General features: G+C 63.8%; 19 protein-coding genes and 1 riboswitch. Of the genes, 9 read left to right on the top strand and 10 right to left on the bottom strand.

Annotated elements, in window-relative coordinates:
* Positions 1 to 105: 105 nt before the first annotated feature.
* From AB1384_07565 to AB1384_07555, 3 genes are all read right to left on the bottom strand, one after another.
* On the bottom strand, positions 106 to 504 hold the full coding sequence (locus AB1384_07565; protein ID MEW6554128.1) for a PIN domain-containing protein: 399 nt from the start codon (positions 502 to 504) through the stop codon (positions 106 to 108).
* Positions 501 to 752 (bottom strand): ribbon-helix-helix protein, CopG family, encoded by a 252-nt coding sequence (locus AB1384_07560; protein MEW6554127.1) that lies wholly within the window; start codon positions 750 to 752, stop codon positions 501 to 503. The genes AB1384_07565 and AB1384_07560 overlap by 4 nt, the downstream gene beginning before the upstream one ends.
* Before the next feature lie 96 nt (positions 753 to 848).
* On the bottom strand, positions 849 to 1,421 hold the full coding sequence (locus AB1384_07555) for a hypothetical protein (GenBank protein MEW6554126.1): 573 nt from the start codon (positions 1,419 to 1,421) through the stop codon (positions 849 to 851).
* A gap of 334 nt (positions 1,422 to 1,755) precedes the next feature.
* Between AB1384_07555 and AB1384_07550 the strand changes: the two genes are divergently transcribed.
* The 4 genes from AB1384_07550 to AB1384_07535 all read left to right on the top strand — a co-directional run bounded on the left by AB1384_07550 (position 1,756) and on the right by AB1384_07535 (position 9,540).
* Positions 1,756 to 4,443 carry a YCF48-related protein gene (locus AB1384_07550; GenBank protein MEW6554125.1) on the top strand — a complete coding sequence of 896 codons (2,688 nt, stop codon included), beginning with the start codon at positions 1,756 to 1,758 and terminating at the stop codon, positions 4,441 to 4,443.
* A gap of 743 nt (positions 4,444 to 5,186) precedes the next feature.
* A complete protein-coding gene (locus tag AB1384_07545; GenBank protein MEW6554124.1) occupies positions 5,187 to 6,095 on the top strand; it encodes a hypothetical protein in 909 nt (302 codons plus the stop codon).
* Positions 6,096 to 6,250: 155 nt separating this feature from the next.
* Complete coding sequence (locus AB1384_07540) at positions 6,251 to 6,706, top strand: universal stress protein (GenBank protein ID MEW6554123.1); 456 nt, start codon at positions 6,251 to 6,253, stop codon at positions 6,704 to 6,706.
* A gap of 221 nt (positions 6,707 to 6,927) precedes the next feature.
* The gene (locus tag AB1384_07535) at positions 6,928 to 9,540 is read left to right on the top strand and encodes a hypothetical protein (protein MEW6554122.1); all 2,613 of its coding nucleotides are present in this window, start codon (positions 6,928 to 6,930) and stop codon (positions 9,538 to 9,540) included.
* Between the two features lie 10 nt (positions 9,541 to 9,550).
* Here AB1384_07535 and AB1384_07530 read toward each other — a convergent pair whose 3' ends face one another.
* Positions 9,551 to 10,381, bottom strand: a complete 831-nt coding sequence (locus AB1384_07530; GenBank protein ID MEW6554121.1) for a GNAT family N-acetyltransferase — start codon at positions 10,379 to 10,381, stop codon at positions 9,551 to 9,553.
* A gap of 615 nt (positions 10,382 to 10,996) precedes the next feature.
* Here AB1384_07530 and AB1384_07525 point away from each other — a divergent pair.
* The 4 genes from AB1384_07525 (at position 10,997) to AB1384_07510 (ending at position 14,688) form a co-directional block, all read left to right on the top strand.
* Positions 10,997 to 12,172 carry a homocysteine biosynthesis protein gene (locus tag AB1384_07525; protein ID MEW6554120.1) on the top strand — a complete coding sequence of 392 codons (1,176 nt, stop codon included), beginning with the start codon at positions 10,997 to 10,999 and terminating at the stop codon, positions 12,170 to 12,172.
* On the top strand, positions 12,173 to 12,580 hold the full coding sequence (locus AB1384_07520; protein MEW6554119.1) for an NIL domain-containing protein: 408 nt from the start codon (positions 12,173 to 12,175) through the stop codon (positions 12,578 to 12,580). It begins immediately after the preceding gene.
* Positions 12,581 to 12,645: 65 nt separating this feature from the next.
* Complete coding sequence (locus AB1384_07515) at positions 12,646 to 12,966, top strand: FHA domain-containing protein (protein ID MEW6554118.1); 321 nt, start codon at positions 12,646 to 12,648, stop codon at positions 12,964 to 12,966.
* Between the two features lie 84 nt (positions 12,967 to 13,050).
* Complete coding sequence (locus AB1384_07510; GenBank protein MEW6554117.1) at positions 13,051 to 14,688, top strand: serine/threonine-protein kinase; 1,638 nt, start codon at positions 13,051 to 13,053, stop codon at positions 14,686 to 14,688.
* 13 nt (positions 14,689 to 14,701) lie between these two features.
* Here the strand turns inward: AB1384_07510 and AB1384_07505 are convergent, their stop codons facing one another.
* Together AB1384_07505 and rfbD are read right to left on the bottom strand one after the other, a co-directional pair.
* Entirely contained in the window at positions 14,702 to 16,045 is a 1,344-nt protein-coding gene (locus AB1384_07505) for an NAD(P)/FAD-dependent oxidoreductase (GenBank protein ID MEW6554116.1), read from the bottom strand.
* Positions 16,046 to 16,352: 307 nt separating this feature from the next.
* The gene (gene rfbD, locus AB1384_07500) at positions 16,353 to 17,213 is read right to left on the bottom strand and encodes a dTDP-4-dehydrorhamnose reductase (protein MEW6554115.1); all 861 of its coding nucleotides are present in this window, start codon (positions 17,211 to 17,213) and stop codon (positions 16,353 to 16,355) included.
* Between the two features lie 193 nt (positions 17,214 to 17,406).
* Between rfbD and AB1384_07495 the strand changes: the two genes are divergently transcribed.
* Positions 17,407 to 17,868: a dTDP-4-dehydrorhamnose 3,5-epimerase family protein gene (locus tag AB1384_07495; GenBank protein ID MEW6554114.1), complete on the top strand. Its 462-nt coding sequence runs from the start codon at positions 17,407 to 17,409 to the stop codon at positions 17,866 to 17,868.
* Positions 17,869 to 18,028: 160 nt separating this feature from the next.
* Here the strand turns inward: AB1384_07495 and AB1384_07490 are convergent, their stop codons facing one another.
* From AB1384_07490 to AB1384_07475, 4 genes are all read right to left on the bottom strand, one after another.
* On the bottom strand, positions 18,029 to 21,868 hold the full coding sequence (locus AB1384_07490; protein ID MEW6554113.1) for an SdrD B-like domain-containing protein: 3,840 nt from the start codon (positions 21,866 to 21,868) through the stop codon (positions 18,029 to 18,031).
* Between the two features lie 272 nt (positions 21,869 to 22,140).
* A riboswitch (cyclic di-GMP riboswitch) is annotated at positions 22,141 to 22,225 on the bottom strand.
* 102 nt (positions 22,226 to 22,327) lie between these two features.
* Positions 22,328 to 23,956, bottom strand: a complete 1,629-nt coding sequence (locus tag AB1384_07485) for an O-antigen ligase family protein (protein MEW6554112.1) — start codon at positions 23,954 to 23,956, stop codon at positions 22,328 to 22,330.
* Positions 23,949 to 25,100, bottom strand: a complete 1,152-nt coding sequence (locus tag AB1384_07480) for a glycosyltransferase family 1 protein (protein MEW6554111.1) — start codon at positions 25,098 to 25,100, stop codon at positions 23,949 to 23,951. Before AB1384_07480 ends, AB1384_07485 begins: the two co-directional genes overlap by 8 nt.
* Entirely contained in the window at positions 25,097 to 26,530 is a 1,434-nt protein-coding gene (locus tag AB1384_07475) for a methyltransferase domain-containing protein (protein MEW6554110.1), read from the bottom strand. The genes AB1384_07480 and AB1384_07475 overlap by 4 nt, the downstream gene beginning before the upstream one ends.
* Positions 26,531 to 26,551: the final 21 nt, after the last annotated feature.

Below are 26,551 nucleotides of genomic sequence, written 5' to 3'. Positions count from 1 at the left end.
CCCTCGAGGCGCTCCAGGACTTTCAATGACTATAGTCAATGACTATAGTCATCATAGCACTTCCACGGGAGATGGCAAGCCGGGGGGCGAGCCTCCTTTTGGCTCTCAGTTTATGAGCTTGAAACCCTGGTCGCGGAAATGGCGGTCGTATGCGAAGGCGTTCTCGATGCCCAGACGTCGGCAGATCTCGAAGCTGGTGCAGTCAACGAGGCTGAGGTTGCGCTTGCCGGAGATGATGAGCGAGGCCGCCGCCGTGTTGTGAACCTCCTCCGTTATCCATGCCGTGTTGAGCACCGGGACAACGGCGTCGTTGAAGTCCCTGGCCGCCTGCATGCCGAGACGGTGCTGGGCGAGGATGAAGGTCTCCAGGATGACATAGTTGCTGGTGATCATGGAAGCGTCCGTGGTGAGCAGCCGTTGCCACCTTGCTCTTGCCCTGGCATGATGCTCATCGTCGGCATTCAGAAGCGCTATGAGCGCTGAGGTATCGGCGAAACACCTCACCCTTTTCTCTCCCCGTAATCTTCAGCGAGGTATGAGTCGTGTTTTTCCGCCAGGTCCGCGATGCCGGAACGGTGCCTGCCGGCTACTTCCAGGGCACGCCTCTTCATGTCCTCGGGGCTTAACGATCCCTGGATGATCTTGTTAACACCTTCCCTTATCAATGCCGACATCGATCTGTTCCTCTCGCCCGCTATCCTCTTCAGCTCGCGATACTGATTCTCGTCCAACTGGATGACAGTCCTGACCACCGACATCACCTCCAGATATGATGATATCATAATCAGCTAAATGATATCATCATATGGCGGACGCCGGGATCAATGTCCGCGTGGGCGGGGTCGCGCCTACGAGATCTTCAGCAGCTTCTTCCAGATACGGTGATTCGGGCAGGAGTCCTTCCACTCCTGGGTGGAGTGTGCGGCGCAGTAGCGGCAGGCGTGGAAGAACTGGCCGAGCAGGACCAGCTGCATGATCGCCATGTAGCGCAGCATCAGTTTGCGGTCGTTGCGCAGCGCCAGCGCGGGCGTCCAGGACATGGAGGCGAGACAGAAGATTTCCATGCCGAAGCCCAGCGGGCCCACTTCCTTTCCCTCCACCTTGGGGAAAAGCAGCGAGGTGTACTTGCCCAGGTAATAGGAGTAACACATATTGCCGTAGCCCTCGCAGCGGGCACAGATGAGGTAGCGGGGCCAGGTCAGGAAGAGGCCCCAGGAGCCCAGCCAGAAAGCCAGGTGTTTGAACTTCTTCTCTTTGATCATCCCCACCAGCGCGACCAGGCAACCCACCCCGAAGACCGCGAAGCGCAAGGCCATGATTAGGGGGTTGGGCCTCGGTCCGCCCGGCTCATCGCAGCAGGCGGCACAATGGTTCTCCGCCGCATACCTCCCCATTTCCTCGTGTTCCTCCCCGCAACTCATGGCTACCTCCTTTTCCGACTCCATGTCGCTTTTAAACATATTAATACAGGCTATTTGTTCGCGCAAGGGTAGCGAACAGTCCAGGCAGGCGCCCGCGTCATCATGCTTCCGTTCACGTGGGCAGGGGGTAACCCGATAAGTTGTCGGTAAGGTTGCCGGGTCGAACTCATCGAATTAAAATATATGTTACCAATGCGTAATGGGGCGCATTGTGGGGTTGAAATCTTAGCTCATGTGGCGAAGCCTTGCCGGTGCTTTGCCCCGGAGAGCGATGAGGCGCTCGCCCGACGAAGAAAGGGGGATCACTATGCTAACCCGCCCTAAAGCGATCAGCATGCCCGTTACTATCGCTTCGGCCATACTGCTCTTCCTGCTGTCATTTGCGGCCCTTCTATCAGCGGACCCAGGCGGAGGCCGCGCCCTGGCCGACCCCGGCTCGGGGTGGACCAACCAGAGCGAGAATTACTTCGGGCTCAGCAGGAATGCGGTCTGTGCGGTCAGCGAGTCGACCGCCTGGGTAGCGGGTGCATCCGGGAGCATCCTGAAAACCGTGGATGGGGGCGCGACCTGGGACCTGCAGGGAACGGGAACAGCGAATAACCTCTGTGGCATAGCGGCGGCGGACTCCGATAACGTCTGGGCGGTGAGCAGTAGTGGAGACTTCCTCAAGACCTCAAACGGTGGAGTCGACTGGGTTGTCCAGAAGACCGGTGCCGGAGTGCCGGAGGCCGTTTCCGCTGTCGACGGCATGACTGCATGGGTGGCGGGATCGGAGTACGGGACCCTGATGAACCGGATGATCTGGAAGACCACGGACGGCGGGAATACATGGGTTCGCAAGGATACCCCGAGCGGGATGGGTTTAACGAGCATCTCAGCGGTGGATGCCAACACCGCATGGGCGGTCACCCCCCAGAGGGAACTCTTCAGCTCGGCGGGGGCTCTCTTCAAGACCGCGGATGGGGGAGACAGCTGGGTCATGCAGGCGACGGACCTTCCGGGCTTGCGAGAGGTTTGTGCGGTAGATTTGAACGTGGCTTGGGCGATCGGGGACTCCGGCGCGGTGATCAAGACCGAAGACGGTGGTGAGACCTGGGAGCTGGTGAGAACGGGAACCGAATCCCTGCTCTCGGTGAGTGCCTGGAACGATCAAGTGGCATGGGCCGTGGGATATGGTGGCACGATCCTGGGGACCACGGACGGTGGCATGACATGGTCGCAGCAAGGTTCAGTCGCGGTCGACCTCAATTCGGTATATGCGGCGAGCGCGGCCACGGCCTGGGCGGTCGGCGCGAACGGCACTATCCTGAAGACCTCGAACGGCGGCGCCAGCTGGCTCGAGATGATCGACACCTCTATGGGGATGACAAGGGACCTGAACTGCGTCTCCGCGATCAGCCCGCAGGTCGCATGGGCGGGAGGAGAGGGCATACTCCTCAGGACCATTGACGGAGGGATTACATGGGATACTATTTACGAATCATCGACCACCCACATCCTGGACATCTGCGCGATCGATGCGAATGACTTGTGGGTAGTGGGAAGAGAGGGAGATGCGACAAGCGGGACAGGCTTTATCTACAGGACGACAGACGGTGGGTCGAGCTGGACCCCGCAATATTTCTTATCAGGGGGCCAGATAAACGGTATATCTGCGCTGGATTCCTCCGCCGCCTGGGCGGTGGGATCGAAAGGAACGATCGTAAAGACCGTCAATGGTGGAGCTTCTTGGACCGTCCAGGCATCGCCCACGCAACTCACCTTGACCTCCGTGAGCGCGGTCGATATCAACACGGCCTGGGCTGCAGCATTGAGCCAATCCTACAGCAACTTCTACAACACGCCGCCTCCGTTCGAGAACGCCCCCTATTATCCGATAATCCTCAAGACGTCTGATGGGGGGGCGAACTGGTCGGCGAGCCAGTTGGGAACGTACAACGAGGGCTTCAACGGCATAGATGCAGCGGATGCCGATCATGTCATTGCCGTTGGCAGGGACATCTCCTACAGCCCCCTGCCGGGACTCGCAGTGAAGGACCCCTTTACTTTCCCGCCCCAATACTACCTGTGTCTTGTGGTGCTGGCACAGTACGGAGGCCTGGTTACCCATGATGGAGGTGGTTACTGGGCTCCGCAGGCCTCGAACCTGGCGGTCACCCTCAACGATGTATGCGCAGTGGATACGGGAACGGCGTGGGTGGTGGGGGGCGCCGGCACCATATTCAAGACCGGTGACGGCGCCGCCACTTGGGTATCGCAGCAGTCCAGCACCGGTCTCAACCTCAATGATATCTCGGCCGTCGATTCATCCACCGCCTGGGCCGTCGGCACAGGCGGTACTATCCTCAAGACCAGCAATGGTGGAGACGCCAGGCCCGATATCGTGGCACTGGTCCCCGCCACCGGCGATATCGGAAGCGTCGTTACCATCACCGGCTGCGACTTCGGGGCAGCGATAGATTCCTCGGGGGTCTTCTTCGGAGCTGTTCGGGCAACCGCATACCTGTCCTGGTCGAACAGTGAGATCGTGGTCAAGGTGCCGCCGGGCGCCAACGGGAACATCAAGGTCAGGGTGGCCACGGCTTCCGGTAACTCGAACGAAGTCGCTTTTACGGGTCCCTACGTTAATCCCGCACCCACGGTCACCTCCGTCGCCCCCAACACCGGCTCTCAATTCGCATGGGCATTGGATCTGCAGATCGCAGGCAGTGGGTTCCAGCCCGGAGCCGGCGTACGCCTGGAGAAGGGCGCGGCGGTGCTGAACGCCTACAACGTAAATGTGATCTCGGAGAACCAGATCACCTGCACCGTGGGCGCCTTCGGGGCCGAGCCGGGTGCGTACGACGTGGTGGTGGTGAACCCCGACGGCCAGGAGGCCCGTCTGCCCGGTGCCTTCACCGTGACCTCACCCTGCGGGGCGGGCAGCGGCGCCGCCCTGCTCATGCTGGGCCTGACCCTGGGACTACTATCCCTGGCGGGCACGGCAGGCTGGAGCAGGAAGGCCGCCAGGACCCGCCGGTGAGGTCAGGCGACCACACAGTCATGATAGAATTGGCGAAGGGCGCATTGAGGGATTGACGGGAAGCCAGCACCCGGCTTGAACCCATACTTGAGACGATCGGGGGTTGCGAGATGCGAAGCTGTTCTAGGTCTGCAAGGTATGTCCGCGCCATCATTCTGGTTTTCTTACTGTTCTTGCTGACCTTAGGCCTGCCGGCAACGGGAAGCGGCAGTGGTATCGCCTTGGCCGAACCCGGCTCGGGCTGGGAGGAGCAGGATATCCCTTATACGGAAGGGGAGATCACGGGCATCTCGGCGGTAAACGCGGCGACCGCGTGGGCCGCGGTAGATGTCACCTCATGGCCGGATATGGGTATCCTCAAGACAACAAACGGTGGCTCTGACTGGTCTGTCCAGAACCTCGGGACGCCCGTTTATGGGGGAAGCACCCCGGACGTATGCGCGGTGGACGAGAATACCGTATGGACCAATAAGTGGGGTGGGGTCTATAGGACGTGCGACGGGGGAGTTACCTGGAACGAAACCGCTCGGTACGGCTCCACCTCCGCTCACGGCGGTGTATGGTGCCAGGACCTGTGTGCCCTGAACGGTAGCACCGCATGGTTGCTGGCCTTTTACTACAATCTCTTCTACCTCCCGGATGTGTATTGCTGGTGGAGCCTGCTCGGGACATCCAGCGCGGGCTCCAGCTGGGATTACACAAGTGCGTTCGATTTTCCTGGCGCTATCGATTTTTATAAAGGCGTGTCGAGCCTGGAAATCGCCGACGATCTTACCCTCTGGATATCGCTCTGCAGCATCCCACCCGTAGTAACGAGATCAACGGATGGAGGAACTACCTGGGATACGAACGAGCTGGAAGATCTGTATATCTTCGATATCCATGCCTTTGACTCCAGCGATGCCTGGGCCATCGGTAACGCGACGACCAGCCATCCTGGAACGGGAGCGGGCGTCATCCTGAGGACCGGTGATGGCGGGGCGACCTGGGACACACAATTTAGCGAGAGCGGCCTTATCCTTTCCAGCATCTCCGCGGTAGACCCTTCCACCGCATGGGCCGTCGGCGAGCTGAACTTGCCATATACGACCGCCGATAGGAGCGTGATCCTCAAGACCAGCGATGGGGGAACGACCTGGACCACGCAGTACGAATCCTCGGGGGGATGTCTCTCCTGTGTCTGTGCCGTGGATGCCTCTACCGCCTGGGCAGGGGGTAAAGACGCGTCCGGGGCGCCCTTGGTCCTTAAGACCGAGAACGGAGGGGAACCCATACCGCTCTCGGTCGCCTCCGTAACCCCCGAGAGCGGGATACAGCATACAGTGGCCTTGAACCTCACCGTGACCGGTACCAACTTCAAGCCCGGCGCCAACGTAAGACTGGAGAAGGGCGAAGTGGTCATCGGGGCAGTCAGCACCAGCGTGGTCTCCACGGAGGAGATAACCTGCGGGATCAGCCTCTTTGGGGCCGAACCTGGGACCTATGATGTCGTGGTTGCGAACCCCGACGGTGATGAGGCCCGCCTTCCCGGAGCTTTCACCGTGTCCTCCCTGTGCGGCGCGGGCAGCGGAGCCGCCCTGCTCATGCTGGGCCTGACCCTGGGACTGCTCTCCCTGGCGGGCACGGCGGGCTGGAGGAGAAGAAGGGGATGACGCAATCCCTCGGCTGGTAGCACGCCGCGCGGCGTAGTATCTTATTACTATCATTGGGAGAGGTGGATGGCTCGCTCGCGTGTCTTCGGGATACTGCCACGACCCGCTCCGTCGTGATACTTGATGCCGAGCCCAATAACCGGGAGGAGAGACAGATGATCGACAAGGTGCTGCTTCCCACCGACGGCTCCGATACGGCCGAGAAGGCCATCGCCTTCGCCGCGAAGCTCTTCGCGAACACGCCGTGCAAGATCACCCTGCTCTCCGTGGTGGAGGAACCGGTCTATTCCGCCTTCTGGTCCGACGGCCTCATCGCGCCCGAGGTGCTCATGCCGCCGCCGGAGGAACTGCGCGAGGAGCTGGACAAGCGTGCCGAGGAGATGCTCGCCGAGAGCGCCCGGCCCCTGCGCGACGCGGGCCTCGAGGTTATGCCCAGGATACGCTTCGGCAACCCGGCGGCGGAGGTGCTGCAGGAGGAAGAGGAGGGCGGCTACGACATGATCGTAATGGGCAGCCACGGCCGCGGCGCCCTGGGCGGTTTCCTCATGGGCTCGGTGAGCAACCGCGTCACCCACCACGCCAAGTGCCCCGTGCTCATCGTACGCCAGTAGGGCGGGCAGCTCGAAGGAGCTATTGAACATTACCGTACGGCAAGACCGGGGTTGATCGCCGGGCATAAACGGGTAGAATATCTGTGGGTTATTTCATATACGCTCCCTGACGATGTGGTCCTGCTCACAATCGCTTGCCTGCGTGCGCGCTGCGTTGTCGCTGTCCGCGAGGAAGGAGTAGGAATATGCGATGGACACGCCGGATATACAGAGCAATCGCGTTGGCATTGTCGCTGGCCCTTATCTGCGCCCCTTTCACGTTTCTCTCCGGGTGCGAATACCTCCCCTATGGAGAGCCGACCGTGGGCGGCCAGGCCGTGCGTTACGATTTCGTGTCCACCGCCGATGGTCTTAACCTCCCCTGCAGCATCTACCTGCCCAAGGGTTACGATCCCTCCCGCTCCTATCCCTTGTGGGTGGAGCTGCACGCCCTGGAGGGCACCGCCATCATCTCCAACAATCCCTGGGACATGTTCTCCAACAGCATCAAGAGCGTGGCCGATACCCGTGGCTGGATCGTGCTCTCGCCCTGGTGCCGCAACCTGGGCAGCTACTATATCGACGGGGTGAGGAAGGACTCCGGGGCCAATCGCGAGCCCGATATCATCGACGACATGTCCAGCCTGGACGGGTGGGCGGTGGCGGGAGGTAGCTGGTCCGCGGTTGGCGGTGCCCTGCGCCAGTCGGACGGCTCGAGCGCATGGAAGGAACTGGTGCGGTCGGGCTCCAGCGGCCAGGACTACGCCGTGCGCGTAAGCATGCGGGAGCTTAGCCGCGCCGGCAGCGTCAGCGCCATGGGGATCAACCTGCGCCGGGACCCCGTCACCGGTGACTGCTACCACGCCGACCTGTTGACCGAGACCACCAGCGCCGGCACCGTCAAGTACGTGCGCCTCTTCCGCTATGGCGGCGGCGCCTGGACCCTCATCGGACAGACCGCCCTGGAGTGGAAGCCGCTGACGGCGGGAGACACCTGGATCCGCCTCAAGGTGACCTCGTACGACGGCTATATCCGGGTGGCGGTGAACGACAAGCCGGTGAACCTGCAGGTACCGGGGGACGATTCCCCGTACGGTACGGGGTGGCTGGTGCCGGAACCGCCCGTCAGCGGCGAGGTGTCGGTATGCAGCCTGGGGGGCGTGCACGAGTTCGGCGAGCTGCGGGTGCAGAACGACTTCGCGTACGGGCAGCAGGACACGCTGGACTGCATCAACCAGGCCATGGAGAAGTTCAACATCGACGAGGACCGCATCTACGCGTCCGGGCTGTCCATGGGCGCATGCGGGGCTTATATCCTCGGTATCCATGCCCCCGGGCTCGTAGCCGCGGTCTCCCCCAACGCCGGGGCCTCGGATTTCGTCTATGACTACGAATTCCTGCGGGACCACTTCCCCGTCGATCCGGGCGAGCCCTTCGCCAGGTACAGCGACCACCTCGTGTGCAGCACCTGGAGGCTCATCGCGGGCATGGAGCACCAACCCGACCAGCCCCTGGACACGCCGCTGATGAAGGACTTCAGCGCCCGCTACGTGCTGGAGAACATGGCCAACATGCCCGTACGCATCGTCCAGGGCCTGAACGACAGCAACTTCCCCAATATGCGCGAGAACCTCACGGTCATGTGGTGGAGGAGGAGCGACCCCGCGTCCCACTTCTGGTGGCACGTTGAGGCCCCAGCCCCGTATTCCCCCGCCACGGCGACCTTCGAGAACGGCGGCGACATCCACGACCTGCTCACCACCTGGTCCGCGCAGGGACCGTACTATTCAGAGTACGTCACCAGCCCCTACGGCGGCCACGGCTTCATGGAACCCTACGAGGTCACCGCCGCCTTCTTCGCGGCCCAGGCCAGAAAGCGCCACCCGACCCAGGTGGCCTACAAGAGCTACGACGACGAGGTCAGCGAGGCCTACTGGCTGAAGATGAAGAGGTTCGCGGCGGCGGGGGAGGAGGCGGCCCTGGCCCGTGCGGAGGTCGACAACGCGGCAAACGCGCTGGACACACACACGAGGAACGTGGAGAGGCTGACCCTGGACCTCGCGGCCGCCGGGGCAGACATCGGCGCCGGCGAAACGGTGACCCTGCGCCTGGACTCGAACACCGACCCCAGCGCAATCCCCGTGACGGACGTTCTGGGCAGGACCGACCTGGAACTGCTGCACGCCTGGCCGCCGGTATCGGGGCTCGAGGTCAGGCTGGACGGGGCGCAGCTGGTCGAGGGGTCCGGATATACGCTGCAGGGCGCGTCGCTCTCCATCCCCTCCATCGCCCTCGACCGGCAGCGGACAGTGACCGTGACCATGCCTGCGTCGCTGCCGCCGAACCTGCTCTCCAACGCGAGCTTCGAGGACGTCAATGCCGACGGCACCTTGCCGGGATGGAGCCCGCTCGCGCTTCCCGGCGGGAGCGTGAGCTACGAGGCCAACCGCATGCAGTCCCACAGCGGTGAGAGGTCACTGCGCATCAAGGACCCGGCCTTCTCGACACCCCCCTATATCTGCGCGTGGAACAGCGCGATGGCCAGCGGCATAGAGCCGGGGAAAGGATACAGGTTGCATGTTTCCTGCCGCACCAGGATGTTCAAGGGTGCTTCCATCGGCGCGGCCATATACTGGTACGATGCCTCTGGTAACCAGGTGGGAACGAGTCCCTCGCCCCTGGAGACTACCCAGGGTTATTCGACCCACGGCTGGACCCCTCTGTCCTGCGAGGCCTTCGCTCCGGCGGGGGCGGCCTATGCGGTGGTCAGCCTGCAGACCGTGGGCGCGGTGGGGGCCGCGGCAAAGGGGAGCGTATGGTTCGACGACGCCTTCCTCTACGAGGTGAACCCCTGACGTACGCAGTTCATGCGTAGTGGGCCATGCGGTAGTCGCAGGACCTCTCGAAACCCAGGCCGCGGTAGACCCTCCGTGCGGGCGTGTTGCGCGTGGAGACGTTGAGGCAGGCCTTGCCGATGCTGCCCAGGATCTCCCCGCACAACCGCGACATGCAAGCGGCAGACAGGCCCCTGCCCCTATACGCTGGCACGGTATAGACGCCGCCGATGAGGGCCGCACGCTCGGTGCGCACCATGCTCTCGGCCTTGGAGACGATCTCGCCGTCAGCCACGGCGACGGCGATCCCCGCCCGCTCCATGCGCACCTCGGCCATCCTGCCCAGCTCCTCTTCCGCATCGGTGAGGCCGCCGAAGTACTCGATCTGGAAGGCTCGGTTCAGCTCGATGAGGCGCTCGAGGTCGGATGGTTCCGCGAAACGGGTCTCGTGCCCGGAGCGCGGGCGGAAAGAGCCGCGGGTCAGGACCAGGTAATCCTGATCCTCGGCCCCGGTGGGGTGCAGCCCCTGCTCCTCCAGCCGGTCTATGACCGGACCCGCCCACTCCGCGCGGCCGATGACGTAGGATGGTTTCCTCTCCAGGGAGGCCATGTGCTCCACGAGCCGTGGCGCCGCTTCCGCATCGGGGGCGTAGATGAACAGGGAGCCGAAATTGAAGAGGACCGCGACGCCGTTGAGCCCCTCCGGGCCGAAGGAGCCGTAATAGTCTCCCTGGAAGGGATGGCCCCGGTTTTCCAGGCCGAAATGGTCCAGGTCGTAGATCATGATCAGGTTGCACTCGTGGTCGCGGTCGAGGAAACGCAGGGCGACCTCGCGGTCCCCCTCCCCCAATGACCTTATCACCGGCGCTCACCTCCCCCGGGTTTGCTGCCATTATTCCGCGTTCGCGAGACGTGGTCAATGCGGCCTTACAGGGCATATGCCGGGGGTTAAAATTGACAGGAACCGCATGCGGAAGTATCATTCATTCTATCCCCATGGATTACTGGGGATTATTGACAAGGGAATACCCACCGCGAAAGGCGATGAAGGGGAGGAGTAAGCCCGCGGTAGCGCTACAGAGAGCCGGGCGGAAGTTGAGAACCGGTGCGCGAAGCGGGCCGAAGATGGCCCCGGAGCTTCCCGCTGAAAGCGCGAGCGAGTAGGCGAGGACGGATGCCTCCGTGATCACAGGCGAGGGTATCGCGCAGCGGCGCCGTACCCGGTGCGGGCAAGACGGTTACCTGACCGCCGTGCGCCTTCGCCGGCGGTCTTTTTACATCGCTCGCACGGAGACTTGAGAAAGAGGCGTCCTGGGGTGGCCGGAGATGTCAGCGATGACAGCGAGGGACTGGACGGATGAAGATGAGAAGAACCGGAAACGTGATAGACACTAAGGTGGTGGTGGCCTCCGTATGGGTCATGCCCCGCTTTTCTGATGGCATGTTATGACCGGCTGATCGGAAAGGATGTATGGAGATGGGAAAGACCATAGCGGAGATAAACGAGAGGATAAAAAAGGGCGAGGCGGTAGTGGTCACCGCGGAAGAGGTCATCGACCTGGTGGAGCAGGAGGGCGCCGCCGAGACGGCGCGCAAGGTGGACGTTATCACCACCGGCACTTTCGGCCCCATGTGTTCATCCGGGGCGTTCATCAACGTCGGGCATGCCCAGCCGCGCATGAAGATCTTGCGTGCCTGGCTCAACGACGTGCCCGTCTACTGCGGCATAGCGGCCGTGGATATCTATATCGGGGCCACGGAGATGGCGGAACACGACCCCTTGAACGAGGTCTTCCCGGGCGAGTTCCGCTACGGGGGAGGGCACGTCATCGAGGACCTGGTGGCGGGGAAGACGCTGCGACTGCGGGCCGATTCCTACGGCACTGACTGCTATCCCAACAAACACTGGGAGAAGGACCTGACCCTGGCAGACGTCAAGGAGGCGTGGCTCTTCAATCCTCGCAACGCCTACCAGAACTACAACGTGGCGGTGAACCTGTCCGACCGCGTGATCTACACCTACATGGGGGTGCTGCGGCCGGAGCTGGGCAACGCCAACTACTGCAGCGCGGGCCAGCTGTCGCCGCTACTCAAGGACCCGCTGCTGCGCACCATCGGCATCGGCACCCGCATCTTTCTGGGCGGGGGGGTCGGTTACGTGGCCTGGTACGGCACCCAGCACAACACCGACGTTCCCCGTGGAGATTCCGGGGCACCGACCCGACCCGCCGGCACCCTGTCGGTCATCGGGGACCTTAGGGGGATGGACCCGCGTTTCCTCACCGGCTACTCTATCCTGGGATACGGCGCCAGCCTGGCGGTGGGGATAGGAGTCCCCATCCCCGTCCTGGACGAAGAGGTGGTCAAGGCGGCCGCCGTGCGCGACGAGGACCTGGTGGCGCCGGTGGTGGACTATTCCTTCGACTACCCCCAAGGGACAGGCAAGGTGCTGGCCGAGGTCACCTACGCCGAGCTCAAGAGCGGCAGCGTCAGGCTCGAGGGCAGGGACGTACCCACCGCCTCCCTCTCGAGTTACAGCCGCGCGAGGGAGATCGCCACTGCCCTCAAGGAGTGGATCACGCAGGGTCGTTTCCTCCTGGCCCAGCCGGTGGAGCTGTTGCCCTGCGCCGCGAGGCAGGAGGGGGTGGAATAGATGATAAGGCACAAGATAGTGCTGCATTTCCCCCACGAGCAGGTGGACAAGCCCATCGTGAGCAAACTGGTGCGGGACTTCAACCTGGATTTCAACATCCTCAAGGCCTCCATCACCCCGCGCGAGGAGGGGCTGCTGGTGCTGGAGATAACCGGCAAGGAGAAGGACTACGAGCGCGGCATGGCCTACATAGAGTCCTGCGGCGTTACCATCCAGCCCCTGTCCCAGGACATCCGGCGCAACGAGCTCAAGTGCACCCATTGCGGCGCATGTATCGCGGTCTGTCCCACCGACGCGCTCTTCGTCAAGCGGGACAGCATGGAGGTCGGGTTCGACGACGAGGAATGCGTGGCCTGCGAGTTGTGTATAAAGGTCTGTCCGCCCCGCGCCATGGAGATACACTATTGAGCCCGGCAGCCGGGTATGGCGTTTGGGGGCTTTTGCGCGGGGCAAAAGACTGGTAAAAATAGAGTATGGCATATTTGGAGATCGAGGGCAGTGGGCACAAGATCGGCCTTGACGACAAGGCCGAGCACACCTTGGGAAGGACCGACCCGGCCACCCATTCCCTGCCCGATGTCGACCTCACCCCCTTTGACGGGGTGGAGATGGGCATCTCCAGGCGCCACGCCAAGGTGACGCGTCTGGGCGAGGACCGCTACTACATCATGGACCTCTCCAGCACCAACTTCACCCACGTCAACGGCGAGAAGCTCGAGGCCTTCGAGCCCAAGGTGCTCACGGAAGGGGACGAGATCTTCCTCGGCACCATGAAGCTCATCTTCCATGCCTGAACCTTATCTCAATTTCCGTACGCTTCCGGTCGATAACCCGAGATAAGCAAACTCTGTCGGCTGTTCGGCGCGCGGTGATGTGCAATGGCTGCTAGATATCGCATCTTGAAGGAGATCGGCCGTGGGGCCATGGGGAGGGTCTACCTGGCCCATGACGATGTCCTGGACAGGGATGTCGCCCTGAAGGAACTGGCCGTCCCGGATTACCTCAGCGACGAGGAGAAGGAGGAGGTCAGGGAGAGGTTCCGCCTGGAGGCAAAGGCCGCCGCACGCCTCACCCATCCCCATATCCTCACCGTGCACGATATCCTGTCCGCGGACACCCGCCAGTTCATCGTCATGGAATACCTTGAGGGCAAGACCCTGCGGGACATACTGGCGGAGCGCACCTTCTCCGCGGAAGAGGTCATGAGCATCGCCCCCATGATCGGAGAGGCCCTGCAATATGCGCATTCCCACGACATCATCCACCGCGACATCAAGCCCGACAACATCTTCGTGCTCGAGAACGGCAACATCAAGGTTGCCGATTTCGGCATCGCGAAGATGCTCAAGGTCAGCGACCGCACCCACACCGACGTCATCATGGGGACCCCCAACTATATCGCACCCGAACTGATAAAGGGGATGTCCTACGACCACCGCGTGGACATCTTCTCCCTCGGTGTCACCCTCTACGAGATGCTGGCGGGCAAACGCCCCTTCGACGCCGAGAACGACTACGCCATCATCTTCAAGGTCGCGTCCGAGGAGCCCGTGCCCCTGGACGAATTGCGGAAAGACCTGCCGGAGAACCTGGTGCGCGCCGTCCACCGCGCCCTGCAGAAAATCCCGGACCAGCGCTATCCCGACCTGCGGGAGTTCCGGGAGGACCTCATGAGGGTGCGCGCCGATCTCGGTATGACCATCGCCGCGGAGGAACAGGACGAGGCCTTCGACAAGGAGAAGGCGATGCAGAGCGAGCTGGAGGCCGCCAAGAGCCTCCTGGAAGGTGAGGCGGGGGCTGAGGACGCTTCCGGAGGCTATGACTTCCGCCGGGACAGGGAGTGGAAGGACCTCATAGCGCGTATTTATCACGGGGACGAGGAGAAGACGGAACAGACCGCGCCGTCCGGGGTGAGCCGGGAGGAGAGGCGCAACCGCTGGGAGCAGCTGGAGGCCAGTGCCGCCAGGTCCCCGGCTTACCCGGGTAAGGTCGGGGGAGCGGCCGCCGCGGTGAGGAGCGCGGCCCCGCAAGGCGGCGAGCGGGCATCCAGGCCCGCCATCCCCGAGAGGCTTTCCGGTGTCCTCGACCGCAGGCGGGTCGTGCGCTGGAGCGCTATCACCGTGGGGGGCGGCCTGGCGCTCATCGTCTCCGCCGTGTTCCCCTGGATCGGGACGGAACTCAACCCCTCGCGGGCTCTCATCGGCATCACCTTTCCTGAGGGCATCCTGGTGGCCGTGTTCACCGCCCTGGTGTGGGCGGCCGGCGCCCTGCTCTTCCTCGACATCGGCAGGCCCGATATCTGGCTCAAAGCGATGAAAGTGCTCTCGTTCCTCTGCGTCTTCGCGGTGCTGCTCTTCTTCGTGCTCAGGATCATCGGGGGAGTGGGATATGACAAGGCGACGGGCACCGATTTCGCCACCACCATGAAGGGCGTGGGCTGGGGCCTGTGGCTGGCCCTGGTGGCCTCGGTCACCGCCTATGTGGGTTGCCTCAGGCTGGAAGAGTGCTTCGGCTAGAAAGCCCGCCCCATCAGTCCGCCTGCAGCCGCTTCCTGGCCTTGTCCACCCTGGCGCGCCATTCCGCGAGCCGCGCCGCCTCGTAGCGCTCGGGGTAGTCCTCGTAGGCCTTCTTCAGGGTGATGGCGGCGCTGGCCAGCCAGGCGAAGCGGGCGGTGAAGATGGGGTGGCGCAGGCTGCGCGTGCGGCGCAACGCGTCCTTGAGGTCTATGGCCAGCGGCTCGGCCCTGAGGCCGGCCTCGACATCCCCGGAAGTCATGACGTAACCCACGAGCTTGTCCATGTCCGCCTGGTCGAAGTTGTCGGTGAGGCCGCGCGTGACGTCGAAATAGGCCATGAGGGCCCCGCGTCCGCGCTGGTAGGCCGCCGCGTATTCCCAGAGGTTCTCCCGGCTGGTGTCGTTCTCCGCGAGGCAGCGCGAGATGGTGCGCGCGGCCAGGTCTCCGGCGAGGAGGGACGAGGCCACGCCTGAGCCGTGGGCGGGGATGACCATGCAGGCGGAGTCCCCGGCCAGCAGGATGCCGTGGTCCACCAGGACGTCCAGGGAACGCCGCACCGGGATAAGGCCGCCGCCGCCGTAGAAGAGCTCGCCGCCCAGGCCCTTCTCCCGGAAGAAGTCGCGCGCGAACTCGCCGGCCGACTGGCTGGACTCGGCCTGGTTGAAGCCCACCAGGATGTCCAGCTCGCTCTCGTGCGGGTCCCAATGCAGCATGAGCACCGAATATCCTCCGCGCCAGCCCACGCGGTTCACGCTGACGCCCGGGGGGATGCCCAGGACGCGCGGCACCTCCGCCGCCTCGTCGGGGCCGAAGCGCCGCTGCTCCCTCCAGGCGGTCACCATGTATCCCTCGTCCATCTCGCGGGGGATGGGAGAGGTCTCGGGGAGCCCGTGGCGCAGCACCGCCTCCCACCCCGAGGCGTCGATGACGACTCGTGCCGGCAACTCCTCCCCCGAGGCGGTGACCACGCCGGCGACCCGGTCCCCCTCCATGAGGGGGTTTGCGACGGGCGTGGACTCGCGGAACTCCGCGCCCGCCTCCAAGGCGGATGCGAGGAGGCGGCGAACGAAGACGCTCATGCGCACCTCGATGGTGGGAGTGGACGTGGTCTCTATGTAACGGCTGCCCGTGGGCCCGAAGAGGCGCGAGCCCAGGGGCGACGGCATGGTCTCCTCCCCGCTGGGCATGGCGATGCCCAGGCGGTCGAAGATGGTGCGCTCCACGCCGTTCACCCAGGTGTGCCCCAGTGCGACCAGGGGTTGGCGGTCGAGCACCAGCACCTTGTGTCCCCGGCTTGCCGTCCTCTGCGCGGCCACGCATCCGGCACACCCCGCCCCCACCACGATGAGGTCATGCATATTACTCTCCTTCACGCTAGAACCGAATATTCCTTCAATAGAGGCCGCATATATGAGGCCCATAAATACACCAAGTATCAGGTAAGCGCAACCCAATGCATCGGGCTTCCTTCTCCATCTGCTCCCGTCTCGCAGCTCTGGTTCGGATTTGATGTGGTAAAGATAGGAAAGGTTGTTCCTGTTATATCCCACGGTCCCTCCTTTGCCCTTGATCAATGCAGATATGAGGCCATGATAATCTACTATGGAAGCGTGAAGCCAGTTCAATAGTCGCCGAGTCGCTTGCTTACACGAGTCCCGCTGAATCTCAATAACCGTCGCTCTCCAGCAGCCAGGCGATATATTCCCGCAGGGGTTCCAGGTAATGGCGGGCGGGCGGAAAACCCTGCAGGCGCAGGTTCATGTTGTCCAGGGGCGAATAGGGAGGCCGGGGGCAGGGGAGGTCGAGGTCGGCATAGACGATGGGCTCCACCGGCACGTCCCCCATGCCGGCGATCTCGACGATCTGCTGCGCGAACTCGAAGCGCGAACACACCCCCTCGTTGGTGGCGTGGTAGAGGCCGTGCCAGTCGGAGGTGCATACGTTGTAGATGATCTCCGCCAGGTCGGCGGTACAGGTGGGGGTGCCCACCTCGTCGGTGACCACTCGCAGGCTGCCCTTCTCTTTGGCGTTGCGCAGGATGCTCTTGACGAAGTTGCGCTTGCCGCCCTTGCCGAAGAGCCACTGGGTGCGGAACACGTACCAGCGGGGGAGGGACGAGGCGAGATAGCGTTCGGAGGCCAGCTTGGCCTTGCCGTAAACCCCCTGGGGATTGGGCTCGTCGAGTTCGTTATAGGCACTGCCCTTGAGGCCGTCGAAGACGTAGTCCGAGCTGATGAAGGCCATGGGGCAGCCCGCCTCCAGGCAGGCCAGGACCAGGTTCTGGGTGCCGGTGAAGTTGGTCTTCAGAGACGGCTCGGGGTCCCGCTCCGCCTGGTCGGCGTCGAGGTCAGCGGCGGAGTTGATGAGCAGGTCCGGCCGGAGGTAGGGTATCTTCTCCATGACCAGGGCATGGTCGGTGATGTCGAGGTCCAGGTCGAAACCCATCACCTCCTCGCCCCCGGCCTCGAAGACGCTTACGAGGTCCGTGCCCAGCTGGCCGGCGGCGCCGCAGACGATAACGCGCATCCCCGTCCTCCTCCTTGCGAACTGTCGGAGCACCCACAGTAGAAACTTAGCACGAATAACGTACGGGGTCTAACGGAGGGGGTCGGCCCCTGACATGTGACATTTTTTCTATTCGGCCTTCGCCATAGCGGAGGGACTGGCCCCGGGTTGCCTTGGGGGGTCCGCTCCGCTAACCTTAGCTATGGTGATGAACATGGACGGAATGCCCGCAGGCAACATAGAAGGTGTGCGCGTCAAGCCCCTCATGCGTTTCTGCGACGAGAGGGGATACCTGCTGGAAGTGCTGCGCGACGACGACGGCCTCCTGGAGCGCTTCGGGCAGACCACCTTCACCGTCACCTACCCCGGCGTCATCAAGGCCTTCCACTGGCACCGCAGGCAGTACGACCTGTGGTTCATGGCCATGGGCGAGGCGCGGGTGGTGCTCCACGACCTCCGGGAGGGCTCGCCCACCTACCGGCAGACCCAGGTCATCTACGCGGGCGAGCACAAGCCCCTGCTGGTGGTCATCCCCCCCGGCGTGGCCCACGGCTACCAGGTGCTGGGAGACCGGCCGGCCGGCCTCTTCTACCATACCACCGAGAGTTACGACCCCTCCGCCCCCGATGAGGAGCGCATCCCCTACGACGACCCGGGCATAGGGTTCGAGTGGTAGTAGCCGATGGGGTCAGCCCCTGACATGTGTCATTTTCATTTGAGGTATCTTCTTCGATCTTTCTGAATCGAGTAAATGTCACATGTCAGGGGCTGACCCCATCGGAAAGGGCCCCGGTGGGGGCCCTTTCCTAAGCGGTGTGACGTTGTCGGATCGTGTATTATTCCTGGAAGCGCCTGCGCAGACCCAGGGCCAGGAAGACCAGGCCCGCGAGCACCAGCGTCCCCGCGGCGAACAGCAGCGGTAGCTGGTTGATGCCGGTCTGCGGCAGTGTATCCGCCTCGATGACTTCGGGGGACACCTCGACCTCGGCGTTGAGGAAGTCCACTACTTCCTCTCCGCCCGGGGGCAGCGCCACATCCACGCTGTCCGGCGTGATGGCCATCATCTTCTCCGGGTCGTAGGTCTCGGTCACGGTATAGTCTCCAGCCTCCAGCAGGAGGAAGGTATAACTACCGTCCTCGTCCGTCACCGTCTCAATGCTCACCAGTTCGCCCCTGACGGTCTTGCCGGTGAGCTTGATGGGCATGCCCGCCTTGGGCGTGTCCTTCTCCGGGTCGAGCAGCTGGTCTCCGTCGTCCAGCCACTTGTTCACGACGATCCTGCCGTAGAGCGCGTTGGCGAAGATGACCGATATGCTCTCTCCCGCGCCCACGACCACCTCGACCCTTATGGGACGGGTGAAGTAATAACCGGAAGGAACGGTCTCCGAGACCACATACCTTCCCGGGATCAGGTCGTTGAAGACGAAGCTGCCGTCTTCACCGGTGGTGGTGATGGCGATGACATCGACGTCCAGCCCGACCAGGGTGATCTCCACTCCCTCGAGACCGCTCTCGGTGGCATCCTGGGCACCGTCACCGTCTTCATCGAGGTATTTCAACCCCTCGATGCGCCCGTAGGGGCAGTTGCCGAAGTCCACCACGGCTCCCTCTCCGGCCGAGAGGACCACTTCCACCTCGATGGGAGTGCAGGCGAAGTAACCCTCCTTGCCCTCCTCTACCACCGTGTAGATTCCGGGCTTGAGCTTGGTGAACTCGTAGTAGCCGTCCTCACCGGTAACAGTGGAGGCGATGAGCTCTCCGGGCGGGTTGCCCTCGTAGAGGTTGATGGTGATGCCCGCGATGACCACCGTCTCGTCCTCGCCCCATATCCCGTCCGCGTTGGCGTCCAGCCACTTCTTGCCGGAGATGGAACCGTAGGGCGCCTCGGAGAAATAGACCTGCACCGTCACGGCGTTGACCACGTCCACCTCGACGGTGACCGGGCTGATGGGATAGTAGTCGGGCACCGTGGACTCGTCCACGCTCACCGTGTAGGTGCCCGGCTTGAGGCCGCCGAAGAAGAAATGTCCTTCTGCGTCGGTGATGGCCACGCGGGGCGCGCCCAGGTCCGGGGGAGGATCGAGGATGATGGCCACGCCGGCCAGCCCCTCGTCATCACCGTCCATTATGCCGTTCTCGTCCTTGTCCCAGTACTTCCATCCCTCGATGGCGCCGTAGCGGGCGTTGAGGAAGTCCTTGTCCTCGACGTCCCCGCTCGTCAGCTCCACCGGGACGAACACGCCGCCCTCGGGGCTGATGATGTACCAGTCCTCCAGCAGCGCTGGTGTGAGTATCTCCTGTACCTTGTAGGTACCGGGCTTGAGCCCCGTGAACTCGTAGTAACCGCCGGCTCCGGTCACTGTCGAAGCCAGGAGATCGAACTCGCCGCTGTTCTCGTTCCAGATGAACAGCTGGATCTCGACTCCCGGCACCCCCGGGTCTTCCCCGCCGATCTCGGCGTCGCCGTCGGCGTCCTCGTACTTATGCCCACTGATGCCGAGGTATAGCGCGTTGAGGAAGTCCAGGTCCTCGACGCTCTCGCACTCCAGTTCCACGGGGACGAACACGCCGCCCTCGGGGCTGACGATGTACCAGTCCTCAAGGAGCTCCGGCGTGAGCACCTCCTGCACCTTGTAGTCACCGGGCACCAGGTCCGTGAACTCGTAGTAACCGCCGGCCCCGGTCACCGTCGAAGCCAGGTACTCGTATTCGCCGCTGCCCTCGTCCCACTTGAACAGCTGCACCTCCACGCCCGGCACGCCGGGGTCCCCGGCGTCGATGACGCCGTCGTAGTTCGCGTCCTGGAACTTGTGCCCGCTGATGCCGAGGTAGCGCTTGTTGAGGAAGTCCTTGCCGTCGACGTCCCCGCATCCAACCGGCACGTCCACGAAGGTACCGTCCGCGGGATAGCTGTACATCCAGCCGTCCTGCAGCACCTCCTTGACCGTGTACACGCCCTCGGGGAGGTCCTCGAAGCTGTACTCGCCCGCGGCGTTGGTCGTGGTGGTGGCGATGAGCGAACCGTCCTTGTAGAGCTCGATGGTCCAGCCCTCGAGCGGCTTATCCATCGCGGCGTCGTATACGCCGTTGCAGTTCACGTCCTCGTACTTGTGCCCGCGCAGGTGCGAGTTCCTGGAGAGCAGGAAGTTCTTGCTGAACCAGAAACAGGGCCACGGGCAGTTGTGGAGCTCGAGGTCGTAGCTGACCGGCCCGATGGGCGTGTACCCCTCCGGCACCTCCATGACCAGCCGGTAACGGGCAGAGGTCGTGCTGCCGCCGTATGCGCGCGGCAGGCCTTCCCAGATGACGTGCCCGCCGGGATAATAGACCGGTATGACCAGGGGGAGGAAGACGTTGTATCCCCAACCCGGTCCACTTATCTGGGACGGTGGCACGACCGGCGTGAGGCCGCCCCCGTCCTCGATATGGTAGAGCCTGAAGATGACGCCGTCGAGGAGCGGGTCGTCCCAGGTGAACTCGCCGTCGCAGTCCTCGTCCACCCTGACCACGCCCTCGATGATGCCGTCGTCGCACTCGGGCGGGACTTCCTTGTTGAAGAAGTCGACGCAGGTGATGTCCAGGTCTTCCTCAGACACCGTGACGTCAACGCTGGTGGGGGAGGTAGCCTCGGTCCCCAGGGGCAGGACCTCCTTTACCGTGTAATCGCCGGGGGCTAGGTCCGTGAAGGAATAGCTCCCGTCCGCTGCCGTGGTCGTCTGGGCTACCTTGGCGCCGTCCTTCCACAGCTCGATCACCACTCCCGCCATGGGGAGGTCGCCCGCGCTGTAGCCGCCGCTTGCGTCCACGTCGTTGTACTTATGGCCGGAGATGGAGCCCTTCAGCTCTATTTCGATGACCTTATTGAAGAAGTCCTTGCCCGTGACGTCCAGGCAGTTCTCCGTCACCGGCGCCGCCAGCTTGGTGGGCGAGGTGGCCTCGGTCCCCGCGGGGAGGACCTCCTCTACCTCGTAGTTGCCGGGCGCCAGATCGCTGAAGGAGTAGCTCCCGTCCGCGGCCGTGGTGGTGGAGTCGATGACCTGCCCGTCCTTGAGCAGGTTGATGGTCACTCCGGCCAGGGGGAGGTCGCCCGCGCTGTAGCCGCCGCTCGCGTCCACGTCGTTGTACTTGTGGCCGGATATGGAGCCCTTGAGCTCCTCGTCGGGGGCGTTGCCGATATAGACGGTCTTGCACTGATCCCAGCATATATCGATAGTGTAGGAGGCCTTGTCGGTGGGGTGGTAACCTGCGGGGACAACCTCGGCCACAATATATGTGCCGGGCAGGAGCCCGTCGAAAACGACCTTGCCGTCGCTCCCGGTCACCTTGGGGTTTCCACCATTGATGGTGACGGTCACGCCGGCCATGCCCGTCTCGCCCTTGTCCATCACCTTGTTCTCGTTGGCGTCGAGGAACTTGATGACGATGATCTTGCCCTTTTCGCACAAGATCCCGCTCTGCGTCTCCTCGAGGACCGCCTTTTCAGTGGTCTCCCCCCCGTCCGGGGGCGGGTTCTGCTCCGGTGTGATGACTGCCGCACCCTCCGCCATCACGCTTCCGGCACCTGCCTTTGACGCAGCGCCGTTTCCGGCCAGGGCGGAGACGATCCCGCCCAGAAGCGACATTAGTACCAGTGCCGTGATGGAGACGAGTGCCAACCACCTGGTCGACTTGCTCATTGACGTCACCTCCGCAATAGTGCCTTTCCCAAGATCGGGACGCGGCGCTCGCTTTAACGTCCGGTTTCGCGAGCGCAACATCCGAAGAGTGCCAGTGGGTGGTTTCGGGAGGTTCCTTCCGGGGTCTGTTCCAGATATCTACGCCGAGTGAGTTCTGGCCACGACCGGAAAGCTTTCCCTTTTCCCTGCCCTTCTACCCCTTCTTGCGTCCTCCTTTTGTCTGCCCGTCTTACTTGTCTGCCTATACTTGTATGAAAAAACCCGACCGCTTAAAACGATCGGGCCGGTTTCACCACTAGCTCCCCGCAGCACTGGTAACCATGTCACGCGCTACGGATCGTCGCTTCCCTATCGTGAGCTGCTATCGCTATCTATGGCAACTACATTATAACCGAATGGTTTCGAATTGCAAACTGTTTTATGTATGGTGACGCTGCTCTTTCGACGGCGGCGGTCACCTCATGGCGTACCGCGCGGCTCCTGATAGGCGGCGTTAGGGAAGGGCAGGGCGGACACGAAAGGCTCGGGAGATGGCAGTTCCGGCTGGGTGACCTCCTGCTCGGCCTGGTAGATATTGTACAGGCTCCCCGCCATGCCCATGTAGAACCACATCAGGGTGACCATGGGGATGGCGAAGAGCAGCCAGGCACCGAACATGTTGGACACGGCGAAACCGACCATGCCCAGGATGAAGGCCTCGGCGTTGAAGTAGATGAAGGGATCGTTCTTCGACCCGCTGCGCGCCTTGAACAGGACCATCCAGTAGAGGATGAACACCAGCAGCAGGGCGCTGAGCCCGACCACGCCATGGGAGACCATATAGGTGAGCCAGACGTTCTCCACCGCGGCCCAGGTGTAGCGCAGGTTGTTCTCGATGATGCGCTGCCCCTCCATGCCCATTCCGATGCCGAAGAGCGGGTGCTCCAGGAAGTAGTCCAGGGCCAGCTTGTACTGGTACATGCGTGAATCGGCGGCTTCCTTGGCGCTCAGGCCGCTGAAGCGCTTCTTCACGAACTCGGGCGGGTTGAGCATGACGAAGATGAGCGCGAAGACCAGCAGCACGGTGACCAGCACCAGCCACATGCGGCGGTCGAAGAAGCCGAAGATGCCGTAGAGGAAGGCGATGACCCCGGCGGCCACCCAGGCCGCACGCGAGCCGGTGAGGAAGAGGGCGGCGAGGTTTATCCCCAGGGCCACGAGCAACAGCAGCCACAGCCGGTAGCGTTGCAGGCGCCAGGTAAGGCTGAGGAAGCTCACGAAGAAGGGCAGGGCGAAGACCAGGTACCCTCCCAGGATGTTGGGGTGAGCGAAGGTGGAGTTGATGCGGTAGGCCTGGGCGCTGCTCTCGCCCGCGACGTAGTTGATATCGGCCGGGTAGCCGAGCCTCTTCAGCACCTTCTCGTTGAACTGGTTGGACCAGGTCTCGCCCAGGGCTTTTTGCACCAGCCCGAAGGCGGCGATGAGGGTGAAGCAGACGAGCATGGCAACTATCAGCACCTGGAACTGCCTGCGGTTCCTGACGATGTAGATCATCATGAAGAAGATGTAGAAGAAGAAGGTGGTGCGCACGAAGCGGAAGAGCACCAGCAACCCCTCGGCGTCGTTGATGAGCCCGATGAAGCAGGCCAGGATACTGGTGAGCACGTAGAGGGCCACCCCGATGGAGATGGGGCTTCTCACCAGGTCCCTCACGTCGTCCCAGTCCTTTTTCCACACGCTGATGAGGATTTTTATGAGCACGGCGAGAAGGACCATGGCCATGATGATCTCGTGCACGTTGAAGTGGAGCCCCCGCGTCTCCCCGACGATGGCCACCTGGATGCCCAGGTTCCAGTTGGGCCCCGCCTGGGGGATGATGAGGTTGGAGATGAAGGCCAGCACCACCCCGAAGAAGGGGTAGAACCACACGATGACCAGCAGGGCCACCCCCCCGAGGACCCCGAAGAGGATGAGCACCGGCAGGCGCGAGGACATGGCGCCGACCAGCAGCCCCAGAAAGCCGATGACGGCCAGGAGCGCCATCACCCGTATCAGTGCGGGTGAGCCGGCCAGGGACCTCTTCTCCTCGCGTACCTTCAGCTCACCCACCCCCCCTCACGGACCCGTAGAGCTCCAGGATGCGCCCGGCCGCGCGTTCCCAGGTGAAGGCGGCCGCGCGCTCGCGCCCCCGCGCGGACAGCTCCGCCGCCAGGCCCTCATCACCGGCCAGGCGCTCGAGGCCAGCGGCTATCTCCGCCGGCTCCAGGGGGTCCACCAGCAGCCCGGCGTCTCCCACTACCTCGGGTATGGAGGATACGCCCGATGCCAGCACCGGCGTACCGCAGGCCATGGCCTCGAGCAGCGGCAGCCCGAAGCCCTCGTAGAGGGAGACGCACACGAAGGCGTCCGCCCCGCTGTAGAGGGCGGGCAGGTCATCCTCGCGCACGAAGCCGGTGAGAACCACGTTTTCCTCCAGCCCCAGTTCTTCCACGGTATCGGTCAGGTAGCCCTCGAACCCCCTGGCGTCCCCGCACAGCGCCAGGCTGTGGACAGCGCCCGTGGCGAGGAGGAAGAGCTTGAAGCCGGCGAGCATGTTGCGCAGGTTCTTGCGGGGGTCGAAACCGCCCAGGTAGAGGAAGTATGGCGCGGCGATGCCGTAGCCCTCGCCCACCTCCCGCAGCTTCTCCGCGTCCTCGACGGGACGGTATTCCGGCGTCACCCCCTCGTGGACCACGGCGACGCGCTCCCCGGGGATGGACCAGATGCGCTCGACGTCGCGGCGGGTGTTCTCGGACACCGCCACCACCAGGCGCGCCCGCCGCGCCGCGCGCCTGTGTGCCAGCATCCACGCCCACGCCGTGGGCCCGAGGTAGGGACCGCGCAGCACCAGCAGGATGAGGTCGTGCACGGTGACCAGGCTGGGGACGCGCAGGAAGGGGGTCATGTTGTGGTCCATGGCGTGGAAGAGGTCCACCCCGGATGAATTCACGGCCCGGGCCATGCTCAGGTGGTCCGCCAGCAGCCCCGCGTAGGACAGGCCTTCGACATGGCGCATGGAGCGCCACTCCACCCTGCCCAGCACCCCGGCGTCTAGGAGCCCCGGTTCCGGGCCCTCCCCGTAACCGAAGAGGGTGAAGGCGGTATCCTTGCCCGCCGAACCAACCAGGGCCTCCGTGAGGCGCGCGGTGTAGCGTCCGATGCCGCGCGTGCGGTTGATGTTGCAGAGGCCGCGCGCGTCGATCCCCACCCTCACGGCGCCTTCCCCCTTCCGGGCGCGGGGCCCTTCACGGCGCGCAGGAAGAGCAGCTTGCCCTTCATGGCAAAATATGGTATGCGTTCCAGGCGCAGGGCGAAACCCAGGTCGCCGCGGTAGAGCGCCGGCAGCTTGAGGTCGGGCAGGAGAGTGGAGACCTCGCCCACGGCGAAGCCCGCCTCCTCCACCAGGGCTGACAGGGCCGCGGGGGTGAAGGTGCGGCGGGGCCGGGAAGAGGGCCTCTGCTCGGGGCCCCCGAAGAGGCCGTTGCGGGCCGCCAGGACCAGGGCTCCCCCGTCCCTGAGCGCCCCATGCCAGGCGCGCAGCGCCGCGGCCGGGTCCTCCACCTCGTCCAGGGTGAACTGCGCCGCCACGGCGCCGAAGCCGCCGGGCGCGGAGGGCGGAGAGTCGGGGCCGCCCACCAGGCGTTCGTATCCCTCCGCCACCAGGGGTGACTCACCCGCCACCCCCCCGGGGCTCCCCGGCTCCAGCCAGGTGACGCGGACGCCGTCCCGACCGGCAAGACGCCGCGCCAGCATGCCCTCGCCCTCGCCCACCAGCAGGATGTCGCCCTGTACGGTGTCCAGCATGCGCAGCATGCGGACAGTGCGCAGGCGCGCCTCGCCGCCGCTTTCGCGGGGGACGGCGGTGGCCATGAGGCTGGTGCAGAAGAGGTATCCCAGGGGCCGCGCGAAGAGCACCCCCATCATCGCCTTCTCCCAGCTCTCAGGGTCGATGCCCTCCAGGAAACTGCGCGGCCTCACCGCCGCCTTGAATCCCGCCGCGGTCAGGCCGCGGTAAAGGGAGAGGGGGTCCTGCTCGTTCACGTGCATGATGTCGTCGTACTGCCCGCGCAGGCTCTCCGGGAACTCACGGCGCAGCAGGCGGCGCGCCGCCTCGCGCACCAAGGGATACCCGAAGCGGTAGAACCAGGTGTTGGGCCCGGTGTGCACGACGAGGCGGCCGCCAGGACGCAGCACCCGCTTCACCTCGCCCAGGGTATGCTCTATCTCGTGGGGGTGGAGGTGTTCGTATACGTCCACCAGGAAGACGGCGTCGAAGCTGCCGTCGGGAAAATCCAGCCCCGTGGCGTTGGCCAGGAGGAATTCCACCCGTTCCCGCAGCTCCGTGTCCAGCTTGGCCAGGCGCTCGCGCGAGAGCTCGATGGCGGCCTGGGCGTAGTCGATGCCCACGGCGTACGCCCCGCGCCGCGCCGCCTCGCACACCAGTTCGCCGCGTCCGCACCCTATGTCCAGGATGCGCCTGCCGCGTAGGTCTCCCGCGGAGTCCAGCGCCACCTCGATGCGCTCGGGGAGCCGTTCCGCCCCCTGCAGGAAGAGGTCGTACCCCTCGCAGTCGGTGGTGAAGTACTCGCGCGTGTACAGCTCCGGTGAGACCGGCGCCGGCCTGTCGCGCTCATCGCTCGGCATACTCATCACCCCACGCGGGCA

Source organism: Actinomycetota bacterium, assembly GCA_040757835.1.
GTDB lineage: Bacteria > Actinomycetota > Geothermincolia > Geothermincolales > RBG-13-55-18 > SURF-21.
The sequence above is the reverse complement of the archived record's forward strand: the minus strand, read 5'-3'. Positions and strand labels throughout refer to the sequence as shown.